Here is an 18,209-nt window from a genome sequence, read left to right as displayed (position 1 = left end):
TCGCCCTTGGCGCGGGCGATCGCCTCCCGGCTGCCGAACTCGCCGATGTGGGCGGTCCCGACGTTGATCACCGCGGCCACGCGCGGCGGCGCGACCCGGCAGAGGTAGGCGTTGTGGCCGACGCCGCGCCGCCTCAACCGGACCCACCAGACCCGCCAGCCCGCATCGCTCGGAGGACCCCGATGACCGCCACCGCAGAACCCACCCACGGCCCGCTCCCCGCCGGGATCATGCCCGCCACCGCCTGGGGCACGGCGCGCCTGCTGGCCGGCACCACCTCGGGACGGGTCGACCTCGCCCGGCACCGCGCGCTGCACGGCGTACCGCGCCGGGCCGACGCGCACCACCTCGCCGCCGCGCTGGAGGCGGTGGGGCTGCTCGGCCGCGGTGGCGCCGCCTTCCCCGTCGCCACGAAGCTGCGCGCGATGCCGGTCGGCCGCCGCGGCCACGTCCTGGTCAACGGCTCCGAGGGCGAGCCGGCCAGCCACAAGGACCGGACGCTGATGTACCTGGCGCCGCACCTGGTCCTGGACGGCGCCCTCACGGTGGCGCACGCGCTGGAGACCGAGCGGGTCACCGTCGTGATCGAGGACCCGAGCGCCTTCTCCTCGATGGCCGCCGCGGTCCGGGAGCGCACCGACGCGCGCCGGGTGCGGCTGGTCCCCCACGACCACGGGTACGTCGGCGGCGAGGTCCGCGCTGTGAGCCGCGCGCTCTCGGGCGGGCCGGCGGTCCCGCCCGGCCGGCGGGTGCTGCCCACCGAGCACGGCATCGGCGGGCAGCCCACGTTCGCGTCCAACGTCGAGACCTTCGCCCACGTCGCGCTCGTGCTGGCGCTGGGACCGGAGGAGTACGGCACGGTCGGCGCGTCCGGGGAGCCCGGGACCACCCTGCTCACCCTGCTCGGCGACGTCCCGCACCGCGGGGTGGTCGAGGTGCCGACCGGCCTGCCGCTGTCCGCCCTCGTCGGGCCCGAGCCGGGGCCGCTGCTCGTCGGCGGCTACCACGGCACGTGGATCGACCGGCCCGGCGAGCTGACCCTCGACCGGCCCGCGCTGCGGGCGGCCGGGGTGCCGCTCAACGCCGGCGTGCTGGCCCGGCTGCCCGGCGGGACCTGCGCCCTCGGCGAGGTCGCCACGGTCGCGGGCTGGCTGGCGTCGGAGTCGGCCGGCCAGTGCGGGCCCTGCTTCTTCGGCCTCCCCGCCCTGACCGACACGCTGCACCGGCTGGCGTCGGGCCGCGCCACCACCGAGGAGGTACGACGCCGGGCCGGCCTGCTGCCCGGCCGGGGCGCCTGCGCGCACCCCGACGGCGCGGCCCGGTTCGTGGCGACGGCGCTGCCGGTCCTCGAGGACGAGATCGCGACGCACCGCACGCACGGCCACTGCGGCCGGCCGCTGCTGGGGGCGCTGCCGGCCGGGATCCGGAGGGCGGCGGCATGAGCACCGGGACGAGCACCGGGACGAGCACCGGGACGAGCACCGGCATGGACCTGCAGATCGACTGGACGCGCTGCGACGGCCACGGGCTGTGCGCGCTGCTGCTGCCCGAGTCGATCTGGCTCGACGACCGCGGCTTCCCGGTGTTCCGGCGCCGCGAGGTCCCCGAGCACCTGCTGCCGCACGCCCGGCGCGCGGTCGCCGCGTGCCCGGCGCTGGCGCTGCGCCTGGAGCGCTCCGCGCCGCGCCCCGCCCCGCACCCCGCACCGAGCCACACCGCACCGAGCCACACCGCACCGAGCCACACCGTCCGCTGACGGCGCACCCGCGCCGCGCTCCCTCACCGACAGGAGACCCGTCCGTGTTCGACCTCATCAACGGCCTGCCCGTGCACCCGCTCGTCGTGCACGCCGTCGTCGTGCTGCTCCCCCTGGCCTGCCTGGGCACGATCGCGATCGCGCTCAAGCCGTCCTGGCGCGCCCGCTACGGCCTGCTGGTGGTGGCCTGTGCCGCGCTGGCCACCGCACTGCTCCCGGTCGCCACCTCCAGCGGGGAGGCGCTGGAGGAGCACGTCGGCGACCCCGGCCAGCACGCCGCGCTCGGCGAGCAGCTGGCGTGGTTCGCGGTGCCCCTCCTGGTCCTCGCCGCCGCGCTGGTCTGGTTCGACCGGCGCGGGCGATCGCGCGGCGCCGGGACCGTGGCCACCCGCTCCACCGCGACCCGGGTCGTGGCCGCGCTGGCGCTGGTGGCGGCCGTGGCGACCAGCGTGCAGGTCTACCGCGTCGGCGACTCGGGCGCTCGCGCCGCCTGGGGCGACCAGGTGGCCTCCTCGACCCCCTGAGCCCCCGACCCGTGGCCGGTCCCGGGCGATGCCCGGGGCCGGCCTACCAGCCCCAGGACTCGCGCAGGGTCAGTCCGAAGTCGCGGTCGAGCGCGTCCACCTCGGACCCCAGGGCCGCGCGCACCGCCGCGACGTCGGCCGCGTCGGGCCGGGTCTGCTGCTTGTCGATCTCCTTGTAGAGCACCCGGTGCACCAGGGGCGAGCGCTTGACGTAGCCGACGATCCGGGCGCCGTCGTGCTCGCGGACCCAGTCCGCGCCGCGGCGCACCGCGGAGGCGATCCTGATCGAGCGCGCCTTGGCCGCCGGCAGCCGCGCCTCGAGGTCCTCGGGGTCCAGCGGCATCCGGTCGACCTCGAGGAAGTCCGTGACCGCGTCCAGGTAGGCCTGCGGGTCGGCGACCAGGTCGTCGAAGAGCGCGATGTGGATCGACTCGCGCGGGAACAGGTCGAGGAAGCGGCCCAGGCCGGTCGCGTAGCGCCCGTGCTCCAGCAGCTCGGGCGACTCCGCCAGCGCCTCGCCGAAGGTCTCGGCGAAGACGCCGTGCTTGCGCCCGTACAGCCAGGACGACCAGGCCCGCTCCACCGGGTCGCGCAGGGAGACCATCACCTTGACCTGGCCGAGGCTGGCGTGGATCCGCTTGGCCGCCTCGGGGTGGAACAGGTAGTCCTGGCAGACCTCGCCGACCACCTTCTCCTCGCCCGCGTCGCGGAACTGCGAGAGGTACCAGGGCAGGCCGCGGTCGAAGTAGCGGTCGAAGAAGTAGAGGTCCTTCGCCGGGGTGAGGTAGACGTCGGGGTGCTTGAGCAGCACCTCGTGCAGCCACGACGAGCCGGCCTTGTCGGGCCCGACGTAGAGGAAGTTCGGGGTACGGGTCACGAGAGCCCCCGTCCGGCGCGGCGGGCCATCCGGAGCATCTTCTCGGGCGGGATGCCGGGGCCGGCGACCGCCAGCGCGAGCCAGGCGTGCGGGGAGGCCGGGTAGCGGGTCAGCGCCCGCCCGGCGAGCCGGGCGCCCTGGCCGCGCTGCCCGCCGGCCGCGCGGGCGTAGGCGATCTGCCCGAGGATCCGGGCGTGGCCCTTGCGCCGGTCGGCGAAGTCGGGGTGCTTCTCCAGCAGGTACTCCAGCGCCGTGGCGGTGTTGAGCGAACGGTCGCGGAACCAGGACTGGACGTCCTTGCGGATGTCGGCCAGCACGTCCTCGACCGCTCCGACCGAGCCGACGCTCGTGGCACGAAGGATCCAGTCGTAGTCCTCGGCGTACCCGAACGGGAGCTCCTCGTCGTACAGCCCGGCGACGTCGAAGGCGCTCCGACGCATCATCAGCGTCGAGCTGTGCAGCTCCTTCACCCGGTTCTGCAGCAGCCGCTCGTGGCTCACCACCGGCTCCCGCGCGGGCCACTCGACGTCGTCCTGGTCGCCCATCAGCAGCCGGATGCCCGCGCCGACGGCGAGCAGCTCGGGGTCGGACTCGAGCCGCTCGACCTGCATCCGAACCTTCGCCGGGTGCCACAGGTCGTCGTCGTCGCAGCTGGCGACGTAGGCGCCGTGCGAGGCGAGGAGGCCGGTGTTGCGGGCGCCGCACAGCCCGGGGGTGCGGGTGTTCACGACCGAGGTGATGCTGCGCCCCGGCACGGCGAGCTCGGCCAGGGTCGGGTCGGGCTCCTCGCGGTCGTGGACCACGATGATCTCCAGGTCGCCCTCGTAGTCCTGGGCGGTGATGGTCGCCAGTGTCTCGGCGAGCAGCGCGCGGCGGCCCCGCGTCGGGATCACCACGCTCACCAGGGGCAGCGCCGGTGCCGGCTCCACGGCTTCCGGTTCGACGGCTCGGTCCACGGTCACGGTCAGCTCCTCGTCTCGGGGAGGTGGGGGTCGGCGGGGGCGGTGCCCGCGCCGGCCGGGTAGCGGTAGGCCTTGAGCAGGGGCCAGGTCACGGCGGTGACCGTGCGCCGGTCGGCCGCCGGCATCCGGGCGACCCAGCGGTCGTCGGCCCGGAGCTCGATGGTCCCGGACCGGAACCGGCCCGGGTTGCCGGAGAGCCCGTGGCTGGGCCCCAGCTCGACGAGTCCGCCGTCCATCGGGGGGAGCTCGCCCGCGGTGAGCGGGGCCCCGGCGTCGGCGGTCGCCGCCACGAGCGTGGCGACGGGGTCGTCGATGAAGTCCTCGTAGCGCAGGCGCGCGGTGCCGATCCCGCCGACGGCGCCGATCGCCTCGACCTCGACCTGCAGGGCCGCCCACTGCACGGCGGAGCGGGAGGCCGGGATCCGCCACATCTCATCGCCGCCGGCCGCGCCCGCGGCGGCCGCGTGCGGCCGCTCGACCTGCCGGCTCCACGACCACGCCACCGCTCGGGGGTCGCGGATCACGTTGAGCATCCGCAGGTCGACGCCGGGGGCGCCGGCCAGGGCGTAGCCGAAGGCCGGCCCCTTCGACGCGTCGACGACGACGCGGGCGTCGGTCACCTCGGCGACGGCGTGGTAGATCCGGGCGAACGCCTCGCGCATCTCGGTGAGCGGCCGCGAGGGGCGGCGCCGCCCGGCGATCATCGCGGGCAGGTGCCGCTGCCGGGTGGCGGCGCGCTGCAGCCCGGCGAGCCGCTCGAGCACGCCGGCGTCCCACCCGCCGAACGCGACCTCGCCGACCTGCTGCCAGACCGGGCAGGCCGAGAACGGTACGCCGCAGCCGCATAGCTCGTCGGCCGGGGCGACCGACCGGGCGAGGTCGACCAGCTCGCCGATGTTGACCCAGCCCGGCGCGGTGCCCAGCACGCGCTCGACCAGAGTGGATCCGGAGCGGCCGAAGCCGCCGAGGTAGACCACCGTGGTCCGTGTCCGCGGCTGACCGGGTGCCACCTCAGCCGGCCTCGACCTGCGCACGGGCGCTGGCGCGTCGGACCCGGCGCCGCCGCGGCTCGCGACCCCGCGCGATGACCTCGTCGAGCTCCGCCGCGACCCGCGATCGCGCGACCTCTCGCGCGTCGCCGTGCGTCACGCTGCCGACCGGCCGCCCAGGCCGCGCCAGGGAACGTTCGACCTCCTCGGTGAGGTGGTCGAACGAGCGGATGTCGCGGACCACGCCCGCGGCTCCGACGACCGCCGCGAACCGGAGCTGGTGCCCATCGACGTGCTCTCCGTGCGCCGGGTCGCGCGGGACGCAGAGCGGGACGTGGCCGGCCTCACGGGCCTCGGTGATCACGCCGGGCCCGCCGTGGCAGACCACCACGGATGACTCCGACAGGAGCGCATTCAGCTCCCGATAGCCGATGTTCGCATGCCCCTCGGCCGTGCGCGGCGGGCGCGTGGCTCCGTGCTGCACGACGACCCGCAGCTCGGGGTGCAGGGAAGCGAGCGCGTCAGCCCAGTCCACCAGGCGTTCGAAGGGGTGGTGGTCGGTTCCCACCAGCACCAGGACCATGGGACTCACAGCAACGGCCCCACGAGGTGGGCGTCGGGGTAGAGCTCGAGCTGGCTCGGCCACTGAACCAGGCGCCGGGTGGTGAAGGGACCGCAGAGGCGCCCGGTGAGCGTCGGCGTGTCCACGCGGTCGTAGACCTCGATGAAGACGGTCGGGATGCCCATGGCCCTGGCGTACACGAAGAACGGGACCGCGACGCCCGCACCGGAGCTGACGACCACTGCGGGTCGCACCCGGCGGAGCACCCGGCGGGCCAGCAGGCCGTTGCGGACGAGGTTCGTCGCGTTGCGGGTCGTCGGCCAGTGGGAGGGGATCACCCTCTCGCCGTCGAGGCGGTCGATCACGTCCGGCGTCTCCGGGCACACCCAGACCCGGTCCTGACGCTCCCACCACGAGCGCAGCGCCAGCAGGTGCGCGAGGTGACCGCCCTGGGAGCTGACCAGGAGGACAGGCCGACCCGCCGTGGCGCCCCGGGACGTGTCCGGCGCTCCACAGGCTGATGGGGTGGGGTCATTCGTTTCCAGCATGGCCACGTCAGATTTCCATGCGCGTCGAAGCCACCCGACGGCCGCGGAGACACTGTCATCAGAATTGAGTATCCGGAGATCGGGCGCGGTCTAGGGCGCGTGTGTCGTGCGGGAGGCAGACTTATCGTCTGGCCATGCTGATCCACCGCCGCCGCCTGATGGGAACGGCCGCTGCCGTCCTCGCGGCGGCGGCGACCTCCGCCTGCGTCGGCGAGGAAGGTGACGCCCCGCCCACCACCGAGACCGCCCCCCGGCGGAGCCGCACCGTCGGTCGCGGATCGCGCTCCGGACAGCAGACGGCGTTCCCCGGCGCCCCGCGCGCCGGCCACCTCTACTTCGGCGCGACCGTGCCGCACTACCGCTCGGTCACCGGGTGGGAGGAGCAACTGGGCGCGACGCTGTCGGTCCACCGCTCCTACTTCGTGCCGGTGGCCGGGGAGGTCCAACGCCTGACCGGACAGTGCCGCGACGACCTGGCCAACGACCGGCTGCCGCACGTCTCGATCAAGCCACCGGGGACCTGGCGCGACAGCACCGGCGGCCCCGGGGCGCGGTGGCTGGACGGCGTGCTGCGCTCGGTGGGCGAGCTCGACGGACCGGTGCTGCTGACCCTGCACCACGAGCCGGAGAACGACGCCGGCGGGAGCGGCATGGAGGCGGCGGACTGGGTCGCCCTGCAGCGCCACGCGATCGCGCGGGCGGCCGACCTGGCGCCGCTGGTCACCATCGCGCCGGTACTGCAGTCCTGGACGTTCAATCCCCTGCAGCCGGGGAACGACCCGTCGGCGTGGGACGTCCCCGAGGCCGCCGTGTTCGGGATCGACGTCTACAACCCCTGGTCGCCGACGAACGGCCGGATGTGGCGCAGCTTCGCCAGCAAGCTCGAGGACGCGATGCCGTGGGTGGGCGACCGCCCGATCGTGATCGGCGAGTACGGCTGCCGCCAGGACCCGGAGGACCCCGGGCGGGCCGCCGCCTGGATCCGGGCGGCCGCCGAGGACGCGCGCTCGCTCGGCGTGGTGGCGATGTCCTACTTCAACTCCACGGTCAACGTCGACGACGGCGAGATGGAGCTGGTGGGGCAGAGCGAGCGCACCTTCGCCTCGCTCCTCGGCTCGGGCTGGGTGGCCCGGGTCGACCAGGTCTCCCCGGCCACGCCCTAGGAGTCACTCCCCCACCAGTAGGAAGACGTCGTCGACGCGGCCGTGGAACTGGTCGTCGGTCGGGTGCACCCCGGGACTGCCGATCCGGATCGGATACTCGCTGGACACCTCGCCGGTCGCGCCCTCGGTGCGCTCGACGACGCCGTCGACGTCGATGCCGATGCCGTCCGCGTCGCGGGAGCAAACCACCCGGTGCCACGCCGAGTCGGCGATCGAGACGTCCGAGTGCACCTTGAGCATCGTGGCGCCAGAGCGGACCACGCAGCTGGGGGTCCCCTCCAGGTCGTCGACCTGGAGCTTCCACTGCCCGCCCTCGGTGCCGAAGCGGCCCTTCTGCACGATGTTGGAGCCGGTGGTGGTCTCGTCCGGGGCGAGCCAGACGCTCACCCCGAAGGAGAACGGCTCCTCGCCCGGGTCGAGGGCCGGCGCGTCGCCGACCTCGATCAGCGCGCGGGGGCACGCGCCGCCGTCGCAGGGCGGCGGGAAGGCCACCGCGCCGCCCGCGCCGTCGGCGCCGTCGACCTCGGTGACCTCGCCGCCGCGCGCGGTCACGACGCGGCCCTCGCGCGTGCTGCCCGCCGCGTCCCGATAGATCGTCTCGCCCTCGATGTCGACCGACGACTCGTCGAAGGTCAACCAGAGCGCCGCGGCGGGGTCGACCTGCGCTGGCGTGGTCGACGACGCCTGCGGGGTCGGCTCCGCGCGCGGCTCCTCGTCCCCCCCGCAGGCGGCGAGCGTGCCGCCGAACACGAGCATGCCGGCCAGAGCGGCCGTGCGAGAGCGTCTGGTCCGCGCGGATGATCTCAACACGGCTCCTCCATGGCTTACCTCAAATGCGGTAGACGGTCTCGGCGGTCGCCGGCCGGGTGCCGTCGCCGCCTTAGCGTCCGGTCGTACCGCTCGACGGGGACGGGTACAACGGGGATATCAAGCAGAGCCGGGGTTAGCGATGAAAATCGTCTACATCGCCGGGGTGGGCCGATCGGGTAGCACCCTGCTCGAACGCATGCTCGGAGCAGTGCCCGGATCTGTCAACGCCGGCGAGCTGAACGCGGTGTTCTCCCGCGTCGCCGCCCAGGACCAGCGGTGCGGGTGCGGCGAGCCGTTCTCCGCCTGCCCCTTCTGGGCGAAGGTGGGCGACCACGCGTTCGGCGGCTGGAGCGAGGTCGCCCCGCGGATGGCCCACCTGCAGCCGCGGGTGGTCCGGCAGCGCCACGTCGGTCGGATGGCCACCGGGCTCGCCGCCGCCGAGTACAGGCGCGAGCTCGACGAGTACCTCGACGTCTACCACCGGCTCTACCGGTCGGTGGCCGAGGTCTCCGGGGCCGAGGTGGTGGTCGACGCCAGCAAGTCGGCCGCGCAGCTCTTCGCGCTGCGCCGGATCGCGGGCCTGGACCTGCGGATCGTCAACCTGGTCCGCGACTCCCGCGGCGTCGCCAGCTCGTGGACCAAGACCGGGGTCCTCAAGCCCCAGTCGCAGACCGGGGACACGATGGGCACCTACCGGCCGCAGCGGCTGGCGGTGCTCTGGGCCGCGCTGCAGCTGGAGTGCAGCTACCTCGGCGCGGCGGCGCCCTACGCGACGCGGGTGCGGTACGAGGACCTCGTCGCGCGGCCGCGGCCGACCCTGGAGAAGGCGCTGCGCGACCTCGACCTGAGCACCGGTACGGCGGGGCTCGCCCACGTCGGCGACCGCAGCGTGCTGCTCGGCGCCAGCCACGGCGTGGCCGGCAGCCGGAGCCGGTTCGTGACCGGGCGGATCGACCTCGAGCTCGACGACGCCTGGCGGACGACCCTGCCGGCCTCGGCCCGCCGCGTCGTCACGGCGGTCACCCTCCCGCAGCTGATCGGCTACGGCTACGTCGGCCACCGCTCGCGGACGCCCGCCCCGGGGGGAGCGCGATGACGCTGCCTCCCTCGCTGGCCCCCGCTCCGCCCCGCCGCCTGGACCCGGGGTGGCCGCTGTCGGTGCTGTGCCTGGGCTTCCCACTGTGGTGGCTCCTCGGCCTGTCCCAGGTCATCTTCTTCATCGCTGCGGCCGGGATGGCGGTGATCCTGCGCCGGCAGGGCCGGCTCCGGACACCCCGGCACTTCGGCGTGTGGCTGCTCTTCCTGGGCTGGATGCTGGCCGGAGTGCTCCTGCTGTGGGCGACGGCACCGGGCACGGTCCCCGGCGGCGGCTGGACCCGCGTGGCGAACTTCGGGGTCTACTCGATGTGGTACGCCGCGATCACGATCGCGATGCTCTACGTGACCAACACCGCCACCCTGGTCCCCACGCTGCGCGTGGTCCGGCTGCTCGGCTGGATGTTCGTCGTCACCGCCTCCTTCGGCGTGGCCGCGGTCTTCTTCCCCTCCTTCGAGCTCACCTCGCCGATGGAGCTGCTGCTGCCCCGGAGCGTGACGTCGAGCAACTTCGTCAACTCGATGATCCACCCGGCGCTGGCGGCCGGCAGCGACTTCCTCGGCTACGAGCAGGCACGGCCGAAGGCGCCGTTCCCCTACAGCAACGCCTGGGGCAACAACCTGGCGCTGTATGCACCGTTCTTCTTCCTCAGCTGGTTCGGCAAGGACGCCGGCTGGCGCCGCAAGGCGGCGCCGCTGGTGCTGATCGCGGCCGCCCTGCCGATCACCTTCTCGCTCAACCGCGGGCTGTGGCTGGCCGCGATCCTCGCGGCCGTCTACGCGACCGTGCGGCTCGCGCTCAACGGGCACAAGCGCCCCGTGCTGGCCCTGGGGTCGCTGGCGGTGGTCGGTGCCCTGGCCTTCGTCTCCACCCCTCTCTACGACACGGTGGTCCTGCGCCTGGAGACGCCGCACAGCAACGACCGCCGCGCCAGCACGGCGGAGACGGTGATCAGTACGACCGCCTCCGGCTCGCCGATCGCCGGCTACGGCACCACCCGCACCATGCAGGGCAGCTTCAACTCCCTCGCTGGCGGGGAGACGGCCGACTGCCACCAGTGCGCCGCGCCGCCGCTCGGCACCCAGGGCTACCTGTGGCGGCTCATCCTGACCACCGGGTTCGTCGGCACCGCACTCTTCCTGTCCTTCCTCGGGCTTCAGTTCCTAGGTCGCGCCCGCGGCCCCGACCCGGTCGACGTGGCGACCTGCACCGTGCTGCTGATCGCCGTGGTCTGCTTCTTCGTCTACGACTCCCTCGGCTCCGCGATGTTCACGGTGGCGATCACCGTCGGCCTGATGGCCCGCCGCGCGGTGGAGCCGGAGCGGGACCCCGACGCCGAGGAGGCAACCCAGTGACGCAGGATGCGACCGACTCCTCGGCGTACGCCGCCGACGTGGCCCGGCTGCTGTGGCCCGCGCCGTGGGGCGAGCCCCGCGTCACGCGGGGGGCGGCCCGCGGCCGGGGCGGCGACGGGGTCGCCCACCGCGACGCGTACCTGTTCCCGAACGCCCGGCGGCCCCGCCTGCTGGTGCCGGCCGACGTGCCGGCGTCCTCGGTGATGCTCCAGCGCCTCGGCAACGGCAGGGGCGCCCTGGTGGCGCCGCTGCGCGACCTCGCCGAGCGCTCGGTGCGGTCGCGGGCCTTCGGCCTCGCCCGCTGGCCAGTGCTGCGCGTGCCCGCCGCGGGGCCGGGCGCTGACTCGGTCGAGCGCTACCTCGGCGAGCGCCTCGGCACCGAGGTGCGCGTGGGCGTGCTGCTCGGCACCCGCCGGGTCAACCAGAAGCCCGTGCTGCAGGTCTTCGGCCTCGACGGGGCGCTAGTGGCCTACGCCAAGGTCGGGCACAACGACCTCACCGCCCAGCTGGTCGGGCGCGAGGCGGCCTCGCTCACGGCCGTCGCCGACCTCGGACCGCGGACGTTCCGGCTCCCGCGCCTGCTGCACCACGGCGCGTGGGCTGGCCTGGCGGTGATGGCGATCTCGCCGCTGCCGACCGACCCGCGCCGCCCGGTCCCGGCCGCGGTGCGGGAGGCCGCCATGCGGGAGGTCGCCGAGCTCGGCGGGACCGTCGCCGCACCGCTCGCGGAGAGCGGCTTCTGGGACCGGATCCGGCGCTCCACCCGCACCCTCCCGGAGGGGCCCGGCCGGGCCCGGCTCCGCGCGGTCGTGCAGGAGGTGCACGGCGGCCACGGCGCCACCGACGTCCGCCTCGGCGGCTGGCACGGCGACTGGGGCCACTGGAACATGGGGATGAAGGGCGACGAACTGCAGCTGTGGGACTGGGAGCGCTACGACCCGCAGGTGCCGGTCGGTTTCGACGCGCTCCACTTCGTCGCGCAGGCCGTTCGCCCGGGCAGCAAGGAGGACCGCCGGCAGGAGGAGGGGTTCCTCGGCTCGGTGCCGGCGTCGCTGGCGGCGATGGGCGTCCCGGCCGACCGCCACGACCTGGTCCTGCGGCTCTACCTCGTCGAGATGGCGTCGCGCTACCTCGACGCGCTCCGCCACGGCGCCACGCCGGCACTGCGGCGGCGCACCGACTGGGTGCTGTCGCTGCTGGAGCGGCTCGCCGACACCCCCCACCCCCAAGGAGCATCATGAGCGTCCGCGCCTCCCTTCCCCGCCCGGTCAAGATCGCCGGACGCCGCGCCTCGGTCCGCCTCGGCACCGCGACGGCGGAGCGCCGACAGCTCCCCTCGTTCATCATGGTCGGGGCGCAGCGCTGCGGTACGACGTCGCTGTTCCGCGCCCTGATGTCGCACCCGCTGATCCACTCGGCGAACTACCACAAGGGCGTCAACTACTTCGACGTCAACTACGACCGGCCGTTCTCCTGGTACCAGGGCCACTTCCCGACCACGTCGGTGCTGCGCCGGCGGGTCAAGGGCACCGACGGCGACCCCGTGACGTTCGAGGCGAGCGGCTACTACCTGTTCCACCCGTGCGCGCCGGAGCGCATCGCGCACCACCTCCCCGACGTGAAGATCGTCGCGATGCTGCGCGATCCCGTCGAGCGCGCGTACTCGGCCTGGAAGCACGAGCTCGCCCGCGGCTACGAGACCGAGCCGTTCGAGGACGCCCTGGACCTCGAGGACCAGCGCCTCGAGGGCGTCGTCGAGCGGATGGAGGCGGACCCGGACGTCCAGAGCTTCAGCCACCGCCACCACGCGTACGTCCGGCGCGGCCACTACGCCGAGCAGCTGCAGCGGATGCAGCGCTACCTGCCGGCCGAGCAGTTCCACGTCGTCGACAGCGAGTCCTTCTTCACCGAGCCGGAGTCGACGTACGGCGCCCTGCTCGACTTCCTCGGGATGCCGGCGGCGATGCCGGAGAAGTTCGACCGGTGGAACGGGCGCCCGAGCTCGCCGATGCCGGAGGAGACCCGGTCCCGCCTGCGGGCCCACTTCGCCGACCACGACGAGGCGCTGGCCGCGATGATCGGACGGACGCCCGCATGGCTGACGTGAGCCCGCCGGGGCTGCCCGCCCTGGCCGACTACCCGGCGTTCCTCCGCCGGCACGCCCGCTGGATCGCGGTGGGGATGCTGGTCGGGCTGGCGCTGGGCTGGCTGTGGTCGCTGCGCAGCCCCGAGCACTACTCGGCGAGGGCGTCGGTGGCGCTGACGCCGGTCCCCGTGTACGTGACCACACCGACCACGGAGACGATCCCGCCGGAGGTGAGCATCGACACCGACGCGCACCTGCTGAACAGCCCCAAGGTGCTCCGCGCCATCGCGGACGCCCTGGGGGTCGACGAGGCCGAGGCGGCGGACGCGCTCTCGGTGACGGCCTCGGCGAACAGCCACGTCCTGCACATCAGGATCGCCGGCTCCAGCCCCCAGCGCGCCGCCGACGCCGCGAACGCGGCAGCGAAGGCGTTGATCCAGCGCCGCCGTACCGCCCTCGCCGCGCTGCGGCCGGGGCAGCAGCGCCAGCTGCGCACCCTGGTCGCGTACGAGACCCGGGTGCTGAGCCGGGAGCAGGACGGCGAGCTCGTGACCACGGAGTCCGCCGAGCTCGCCGACCAGGTCTTCCTCCTCGAGACCGCCCTCCGCCAACTGGAGGAGGCCCGCGCCAACCCGGGGGAGGTGGTCAGCCCCGCGATCCCACCCTCCGCCGCCGACCGCCCCGACACCGAGGTCCCCCTGGTGTCGGGCGCCATGCTCGGCCTGCTCTGCGGCTGCGCCATCGGCGCAGCCCGTGACCGACTGGCGCGCTCGGGACGCCGTCGGATGCGGGAATTGCCCCGCCCTGCCCACATCCCCACAGCGGAGGCCTCGTCGCTTCCCCGAACGTCCCTCAGGACCCACGATGCCCACTGAAACCACCGCCCCGCCCACCCGCGGCCCGATCGCCCGGGCGCTGCAGCACCGGCTCCCGCTGATCGGCGCGTTCGCACTGATCGGGCTCGTCGCCGGCCTGCTCTACGCCCTCTCCCTGCCCGCGGCCTACACCAGCACCACCCGCGTGCTGATCAACCCCGCCGTCGGCAACCCGTTCGTGCCCACACCGTCCGCGGTCCGCCAGGACGAGCTGACAAGCCTGGAGACCGAGGCCCAAGTCGCCCGCTCCGCCGAGGTGCTCGGCCCCGTCGCCGAGCGCGCGGGCCTCGACCTGGAAGAACTAGGCCGGCGGGTCTCGATCAGCGTGCCGCCGAACACCCAGATCCTCGAGATCGTGGTCACCATGGCCAACAGCGCCGCGGCCCAGCAGACCGCCGAGGACGTCGCCGCGACCTACCTCAAGAACCGGGCCGACCGCGCGGAGTCCGTCAACGAGGCCAGGCTGGAGCAGGTCGAGAGCCGGATCCGCGAGGCCGTGGCGGACCTCCGCGCGGCCAGCGAGGCGGCGCTGACCAGCACCGGCTCCGACCGGGCGTTCCAGGCCCACCTCGCCACGGCGCTGCGCAACGAGCTGGTCAACCTGCGCTCGCAGCAGACCGCCCTGGAGGACACCGCGTCCACCGGCGACTCGGTGATCACCCCGGCCACGGTGGCGACGGCGAGCACCAACGTGACCACGTTCGCAGCGCCGGTGATCGGGCTGCTGGCCGGACTCGTGGTCGGCTGCCTGCTCGCGCTCGTGCTCGAGCGCTCCTCCGGCAAGGTCCGCTCCGTCGCGGAGGTGCGCGAGCTCGGCGTGGCGGTCGCCGCCGCGGTGCCCGTGCGACGCCACCTGCTGCGTCGGCGCCGGGCGGTCGAGCGCCGCCGGGCCTTCGACGCCACGGTCCGCCGGCTGCGCGCCACCATCCTCGCGCTGGAGCCGCGGCCCGCGATCGTCGCCGTCGCCGGCGCCGGTCACTCCCCGTCCGACCCCGGGGTGGCCGAGGCGGTCGCCGCGTCGTTCGCCAAGGCGGGCCACAGTGTGGTGCTAGTCAAGACCGATGGCGCCGCCGCGGCCGGGCTGGCTGTGGAGGACGGGTTCGCGCAGGCGCTGCTGCACGAGCGGCTCGACGTCCTCGAGCTGCTCCAGCCGAGCAGCGAGCCGCTGCTGTGCCTGCTCCCCGCGGGTGAGGTGTCGCCCCACAGCCAGGAGCTGGTGATCACCGCCCGCGTGCGCGACGTGCTGACGGGCCTGGTCGAGGCGGGCTACCTGGTGGTGGTGGAGGCGCCGGGCCTCGACACCGTCGAGGGCGAAGCGATCGTGGGCGCGGCGGACCTCGGCCTGGTCGTCATCGCGACGGGCGAGACCCTCGTCGCCGACGTGGAGGCGCTGGCCGCCCGCGGCGCCGACGCCCCGGAGGCGATGGTCGTCGACGGCGGCTACTCCCCGCACGACGCGGGCGAGCAGCACCGCCCCTCCCACCGCGACCACGATGACTGGAGCGCCGACGAGGCACCGGCCAACCTGAGCATCGACCGCCGCCGATGACAGCAGCGCCCACGACGGCCGGCCACCGGACGCAGCTGGAGAAGCTCGCGCGTCGCGGTTCGGCCAGCGTCATGGGCGCAGCGTTCAGCGCCGTCTTCGGGGTGCTGCTCGTCGTCGCGATCACCAACGGGTTCTCGGCGACGACCGCCGGCACCCTGTTCTCGGCGACGTCGGTCTTCCTGATCCTGGAGTCGGTGGCCCTGCTCGGCACCGACGCCGGGCTGGTGAAGTGGCTGCCCGCCAAGCGGGCCTCCGACCGCTCGGCCGACCTGCCCCGCACCCTCGCGGTCGCGATCGCACCGGTGCTGGTGCTCTCCGTCGCGCTCGGCGTGGCCCTGTTCGTCCTGGCCCCGACGCTCGCCCCGCACCTCGTGGGCGGGCCGGCCGAGCAGACGATGGCCACCATGCTGCGGGCGCTCGCGCCGCTGCTGCCGGTGGCGGCGGTCTTCGACGTGGTGCTCGCGGCGACCCGCGGGGCCGGCTCGATGCGGCCGACCGTGCTGGTCGACAACATCGGCCGCCTCGGCCTGCAGACGCTCGCGGTGGTGGCCGTCTTCCTCGCCGGCGGCGGCGCACTCGCGCTGGCGCTGGCCTGGTCGGTGCCGTACCTGGTTGGCCTCGCCATCGCCGGGGTGTGGCTGGCCCGTCAGATGGCGGCCCGCCCGGCCGGCGGGGAGCCCGCCGCCTGGTCGGCGGTGGCCGGCCAGTTCTGGTCGTTCACCGCACCGCGCGCGATCGCGCGGGTCACCCAGACCGCGCTCAAGCGGGCCGACATCGTCCTGGTCGCCGCGCTCGCGTCACCGGCCGAGGCCGCCCTCTACACCGCGGCGACCCGCTTCATCGTGATCGGCCAGCTCTTCGTGCAGTCCGTGCAGCAGGCCCTCTCCCCCCACGTGAGCGGGTTGTTCGCGCGCAGCGAGGGCCGGGCCGCCAACGCCGTCTTCCAGGCCGCCACGCTGTGGAGCGTGATCGCCGCCTGGCCGCTCTACCTGACGCTGGCCGGCTTCTCCCCGATCCTGATGGGGCTCTTCGGCGACGGCTACGACGCGGGCTCCGACGTGGTCCTGGTGCTCTCGCTGACGATGCTGCTCGCCACCGCCTGCGGCCCGGTCGACTCGGTGCTGCTCATGGGTGGCCACAGCTGGCTCAGCCTGCGCAACGCCGTCGTCGCGCTGGTGGTCAACCTGGGGCTCGACGTGCTGCTGATCCCCGTCGCCGGGATCCACGGCGCGGCGATCGCTTGGTCGATCGCGATCGTGGTTCGCAACCTGCAGCCGCTCTTCCAGGTCCGGCGACACCTCGACATGTGGCCGATCACGGGCTCCACGGTCAGGGTCGGCCTGCTGGCCGTCGGCCTCTTCGGACCGGTGAGCCTGGCCGCCCTCGTCCTCGACCTCTCCCTGGCCGTGGAGCTGGTGCTCCTCGGCCTGGCGTCGCTCGGCTACGCGGCCGGGATCTGGGTCAACCGGTACCGCCTGGACCTCGGCGTGTTCCGCGGGGTGCTGCGCCGCCAGCAGCGGCCGCGCCCGGGCAAGCACGCCCGGCGCCGCGGCGACCGGCACGACGACGGGCGAGGCGCTCGGCCGAGGGTCAGCCCGCCCGCGGGTCAGCCAGGGTCTGCCTGAACGCCCGCAGCCGGTCACCGGAGAGCGGGTAGGCCCGCTCGCCGGTCGCGTTCCAGACGCAGCCGAACCAGACGTTCGAGGTGGAGAGCAGCGCCTCGCCGGCGTCGGCGATCGACTTCGCGCTGTAGCCGTTGTACTCACCGACCGCGATCGGGTGGTCGAACCCGGCCTCGCGGACGAACTGGCGCATCTTGGGGATCCGGCCGGCCGGCTTGCCCACGCCGGGGTTGGAGCGCGTGCCCGCCTCGTAGGTGTCGATCCCGAACCAGTCCCAGAGCCGGAAGAGCCGGTCGGGGGCGTAGTCCCTCAGGTCGTCGGCGCGGCGCTCGAGGAGCCAGCCGTTGAGGATGGGGCCGACCTTGAGCCGGGGGAGCTGGAACTGCGGCAGGATCTGCTCGCTCGCCACCACGTACTGGTAGGGCGTCATGTCGCTGTGGGGCTCGTGCCAGAAGGTGACCGCGGTCGGCTTGTCGAAGTCGGCGAGCCGCTTCGCGGCCTCCGCGGCGACCTTGTTGTAGTTGCCCCGGACCGCGCCGTTGACGTCCCGGCCGACCTTGTAGGAGATCACCGGCAGCATGTTGGCCGCGTGGGCCTCCTGGACCCGCTTCAGCTGGCTGGTCGGGCCGTCCTTGAGGTCCGCGAAGATCCGACGCGCGCGGAGGCCGCCGCCGACCTCGCGCTCGCGCTGGTTCCACAGGCGAGCCGGCGAGCTCATCCCGATCAGCGTGTTCCCGTTGGGGACGACGGCCCTGATGGACGTGCGCGGCCGCGCCAGGGTCACCGTCGCGGCGCGAGCGGAGCCGAGGGTGGAGACGCCGGCCGCGGCGCCGGCGGCTCCGGCGGCGAGGCCGAACACATGTCGGCGGGAGATGGAGTTCATGGGACCTTCCGGTTGCATCCGCGAGCCCGAACGTCGTGGTCGGTGTCGGCACTCGGCTGCTGTGTGCAGGGCAATGCTGGAGGGACCTGGTCCGGTCGCGCACTTCGTCGTGCCCCGAGACCTGCACTGGACCGCCGGGTCGACACTCCTGGGCCAGGCCGTACCAGCGGCCCGACACCGGGGCGTCGCCCCCAGCTCTGAAGTTGTGGGGGCAGGCGATCGCCCCATGGCGGCCGGTCTCGCCGGCGGGACCTCGACGTGGGAGCTCGAGGAGCGCCGACCGGTGGAGCGAAGCACGGTCCGTGGTGCGACCGTGACGCTCCGCCGTGCGTATGGGGTGACCGACCCGGGCCCCACCCTAAGAGTGATTCGTCACCTTTCACGAGTTCTCGGTCTCATTTCCTAAGACGGGAAATCGGCTGCCGATCGCGCGCGCGGGCGGTGGATCGACCGACCATCCGGCCTCCGTGCAGGTCAGCCTGCATTTGCGCGCCGGTCACCCGCCGTTGGCGCGACGCGCCCGCGTCCAGACCGAGCACACCGGCGCGCCCC

At 74.2% G+C, this 18,209-nt stretch carries 18 protein-coding genes; 11 read left to right on the top strand and 7 right to left on the bottom strand.

Annotation, left to right across the window (positions count from 1 at the left end):
• The first annotated feature begins 182 nt into the window (after positions 1 to 182).
• The 3 genes from ABLM29_RS15325 to ABLM29_RS15315 are packed head-to-tail and all read left to right on the top strand — an operon-like array spanning position 183 to position 2,280.
• Positions 183 to 1,442, top strand: a complete 1,260-nt coding sequence (locus tag ABLM29_RS15325; RefSeq protein ID WP_349715015.1) for an NADH-ubiquinone oxidoreductase-F iron-sulfur binding region domain-containing protein — start codon at positions 183 to 185, stop codon at positions 1,440 to 1,442.
• A complete protein-coding gene (locus tag ABLM29_RS15320; protein ID WP_349715013.1) occupies positions 1,439 to 1,756 on the top strand; it encodes a ferredoxin in 318 nt (105 codons plus the stop codon). Before ABLM29_RS15325 ends, ABLM29_RS15320 begins: the two co-directional genes overlap by 4 nt.
• 44 nt (positions 1,757 to 1,800) lie before the next feature.
• Complete coding sequence (locus ABLM29_RS15315; RefSeq protein WP_349715011.1) at positions 1,801 to 2,280, top strand: DUF2231 domain-containing protein; 480 nt, start codon at positions 1,801 to 1,803, stop codon at positions 2,278 to 2,280.
• A gap of 43 nt (positions 2,281 to 2,323) precedes the next feature.
• On the opposite strand, the gene ABLM29_RS15310 is transcribed toward ABLM29_RS15315, so the two are convergent.
• From ABLM29_RS15310 to ABLM29_RS15290, 5 genes are read right to left on the bottom strand one after another with little or no spacing between them, the layout of a single operon-like run.
• Positions 2,324 to 3,157, bottom strand: coding sequence for a sulfotransferase domain-containing protein (locus ABLM29_RS15310; protein WP_349715010.1), 834 nt, complete (start codon positions 3,155 to 3,157; stop codon positions 2,324 to 2,326).
• Positions 3,154 to 4,119, bottom strand: a complete 966-nt coding sequence (locus ABLM29_RS15305) for a glycosyltransferase family 2 protein (RefSeq protein ID WP_349715009.1) — start codon at positions 4,117 to 4,119, stop codon at positions 3,154 to 3,156. The genes ABLM29_RS15310 and ABLM29_RS15305 overlap by 4 nt, the downstream gene beginning before the upstream one ends.
• A 2-nt stretch (positions 4,120 to 4,121) precedes the next feature.
• Positions 4,122 to 5,129, bottom strand: coding sequence for a sulfotransferase (locus ABLM29_RS15300; RefSeq protein ID WP_349715007.1), 1,008 nt, complete (start codon positions 5,127 to 5,129; stop codon positions 4,122 to 4,124).
• Between the two features lies 1 nt (position 5,130).
• A complete protein-coding gene (locus ABLM29_RS15295) occupies positions 5,131 to 5,691 on the bottom strand; it encodes a glycosyltransferase (RefSeq protein ID WP_349715005.1) in 561 nt (186 codons plus the stop codon).
• A 5-nt stretch (positions 5,692 to 5,696) separates the two neighbouring features.
• Positions 5,697 to 6,218 (bottom strand): UDP-N-acetylglucosamine--LPS N-acetylglucosamine transferase, encoded by a 522-nt coding sequence (locus tag ABLM29_RS15290; protein WP_349715004.1) that lies wholly within the window; start codon positions 6,216 to 6,218, stop codon positions 5,697 to 5,699.
• Between the two features lie 134 nt (positions 6,219 to 6,352).
• Between ABLM29_RS15290 and ABLM29_RS15285 the strand changes: the two genes are divergently transcribed.
• The gene (locus ABLM29_RS15285) at positions 6,353 to 7,381 is read left to right on the top strand and encodes a hypothetical protein (protein ID WP_349715002.1); all 1,029 of its coding nucleotides are present in this window, start codon (positions 6,353 to 6,355) and stop codon (positions 7,379 to 7,381) included.
• 3 nt (positions 7,382 to 7,384) lie between these two features.
• Here ABLM29_RS15285 and ABLM29_RS15280 read toward each other — a convergent pair whose 3' ends face one another.
• On the bottom strand, positions 7,385 to 8,137 hold the full coding sequence (locus ABLM29_RS15280) for a LamG-like jellyroll fold domain-containing protein (protein ID WP_349715001.1): 753 nt from the start codon (positions 8,135 to 8,137) through the stop codon (positions 7,385 to 7,387).
• Here ABLM29_RS15280 and ABLM29_RS15275 point away from each other — a divergent pair.
• Genes ABLM29_RS15275 through ABLM29_RS15245 form a run of 7 tightly spaced genes read left to right on the top strand, consistent with a single transcriptional unit; the run spans position 8,136 to position 16,777 of the window.
• Positions 8,136 to 9,287 carry a sulfotransferase gene (locus tag ABLM29_RS15275; protein ID WP_349715000.1) on the top strand — a complete coding sequence of 384 codons (1,152 nt, stop codon included), beginning with the start codon at positions 8,136 to 8,138 and terminating at the stop codon, positions 9,285 to 9,287. The two genes, ABLM29_RS15280 and ABLM29_RS15275, sit on opposite strands and share 2 nt — an antisense overlap.
• On the top strand, positions 9,284 to 10,642 hold the full coding sequence (locus ABLM29_RS15270; protein ID WP_349714999.1) for an O-antigen ligase family protein: 1,359 nt from the start codon (positions 9,284 to 9,286) through the stop codon (positions 10,640 to 10,642). The genes ABLM29_RS15275 and ABLM29_RS15270 overlap by 4 nt, the downstream gene beginning before the upstream one ends.
• On the top strand, positions 10,639 to 11,883 hold the full coding sequence (locus ABLM29_RS15265; protein ID WP_349714998.1) for a hypothetical protein: 1,245 nt from the start codon (positions 10,639 to 10,641) through the stop codon (positions 11,881 to 11,883). Before ABLM29_RS15270 ends, ABLM29_RS15265 begins: the two co-directional genes overlap by 4 nt.
• The gene (locus ABLM29_RS15260; RefSeq protein ID WP_349714997.1) at positions 11,880 to 12,749 is read left to right on the top strand and encodes a sulfotransferase family protein; all 870 of its coding nucleotides are present in this window, start codon (positions 11,880 to 11,882) and stop codon (positions 12,747 to 12,749) included. The genes ABLM29_RS15265 and ABLM29_RS15260 overlap by 4 nt, the downstream gene beginning before the upstream one ends.
• Positions 12,737 to 13,603 carry a YveK family protein gene (locus tag ABLM29_RS15255; protein WP_349714996.1) on the top strand — a complete coding sequence of 289 codons (867 nt, stop codon included), beginning with the start codon at positions 12,737 to 12,739 and terminating at the stop codon, positions 13,601 to 13,603. Before ABLM29_RS15260 ends, ABLM29_RS15255 begins: the two co-directional genes overlap by 13 nt.
• The gene (locus tag ABLM29_RS15250; protein ID WP_349714995.1) at positions 13,593 to 15,152 is read left to right on the top strand and encodes a YveK family protein; all 1,560 of its coding nucleotides are present in this window, start codon (positions 13,593 to 13,595) and stop codon (positions 15,150 to 15,152) included. Before ABLM29_RS15255 ends, ABLM29_RS15250 begins: the two co-directional genes overlap by 11 nt.
• A complete protein-coding gene (locus tag ABLM29_RS15245; RefSeq protein WP_349714993.1) occupies positions 15,149 to 16,777 on the top strand; it encodes a lipopolysaccharide biosynthesis protein in 1,629 nt (542 codons plus the stop codon). Before ABLM29_RS15250 ends, ABLM29_RS15245 begins: the two co-directional genes overlap by 4 nt.
• On the opposite strand, the gene ABLM29_RS15240 is transcribed toward ABLM29_RS15245, so the two are convergent.
• The gene (locus tag ABLM29_RS15240; RefSeq protein ID WP_349714991.1) at positions 16,743 to 17,657 is read right to left on the bottom strand and encodes a hypothetical protein; all 915 of its coding nucleotides are present in this window, start codon (positions 17,655 to 17,657) and stop codon (positions 16,743 to 16,745) included. The genes ABLM29_RS15245 and ABLM29_RS15240 overlap by 35 nt on opposite strands.
• Positions 17,658 to 18,209 lie beyond the last annotated feature (552 nt).

The sequence above is a fragment of the Nocardioides sp. YIM 152588 genome (genome assembly GCF_040191335.1).
Classification (GTDB): domain Bacteria; phylum Actinomycetota; class Actinomycetes; order Propionibacteriales; family Nocardioidaceae; genus Nocardioides.
Note: the sequence above shows the minus strand (reverse complement) of the source record. Positions and strands in the feature narration are given on the sequence as shown.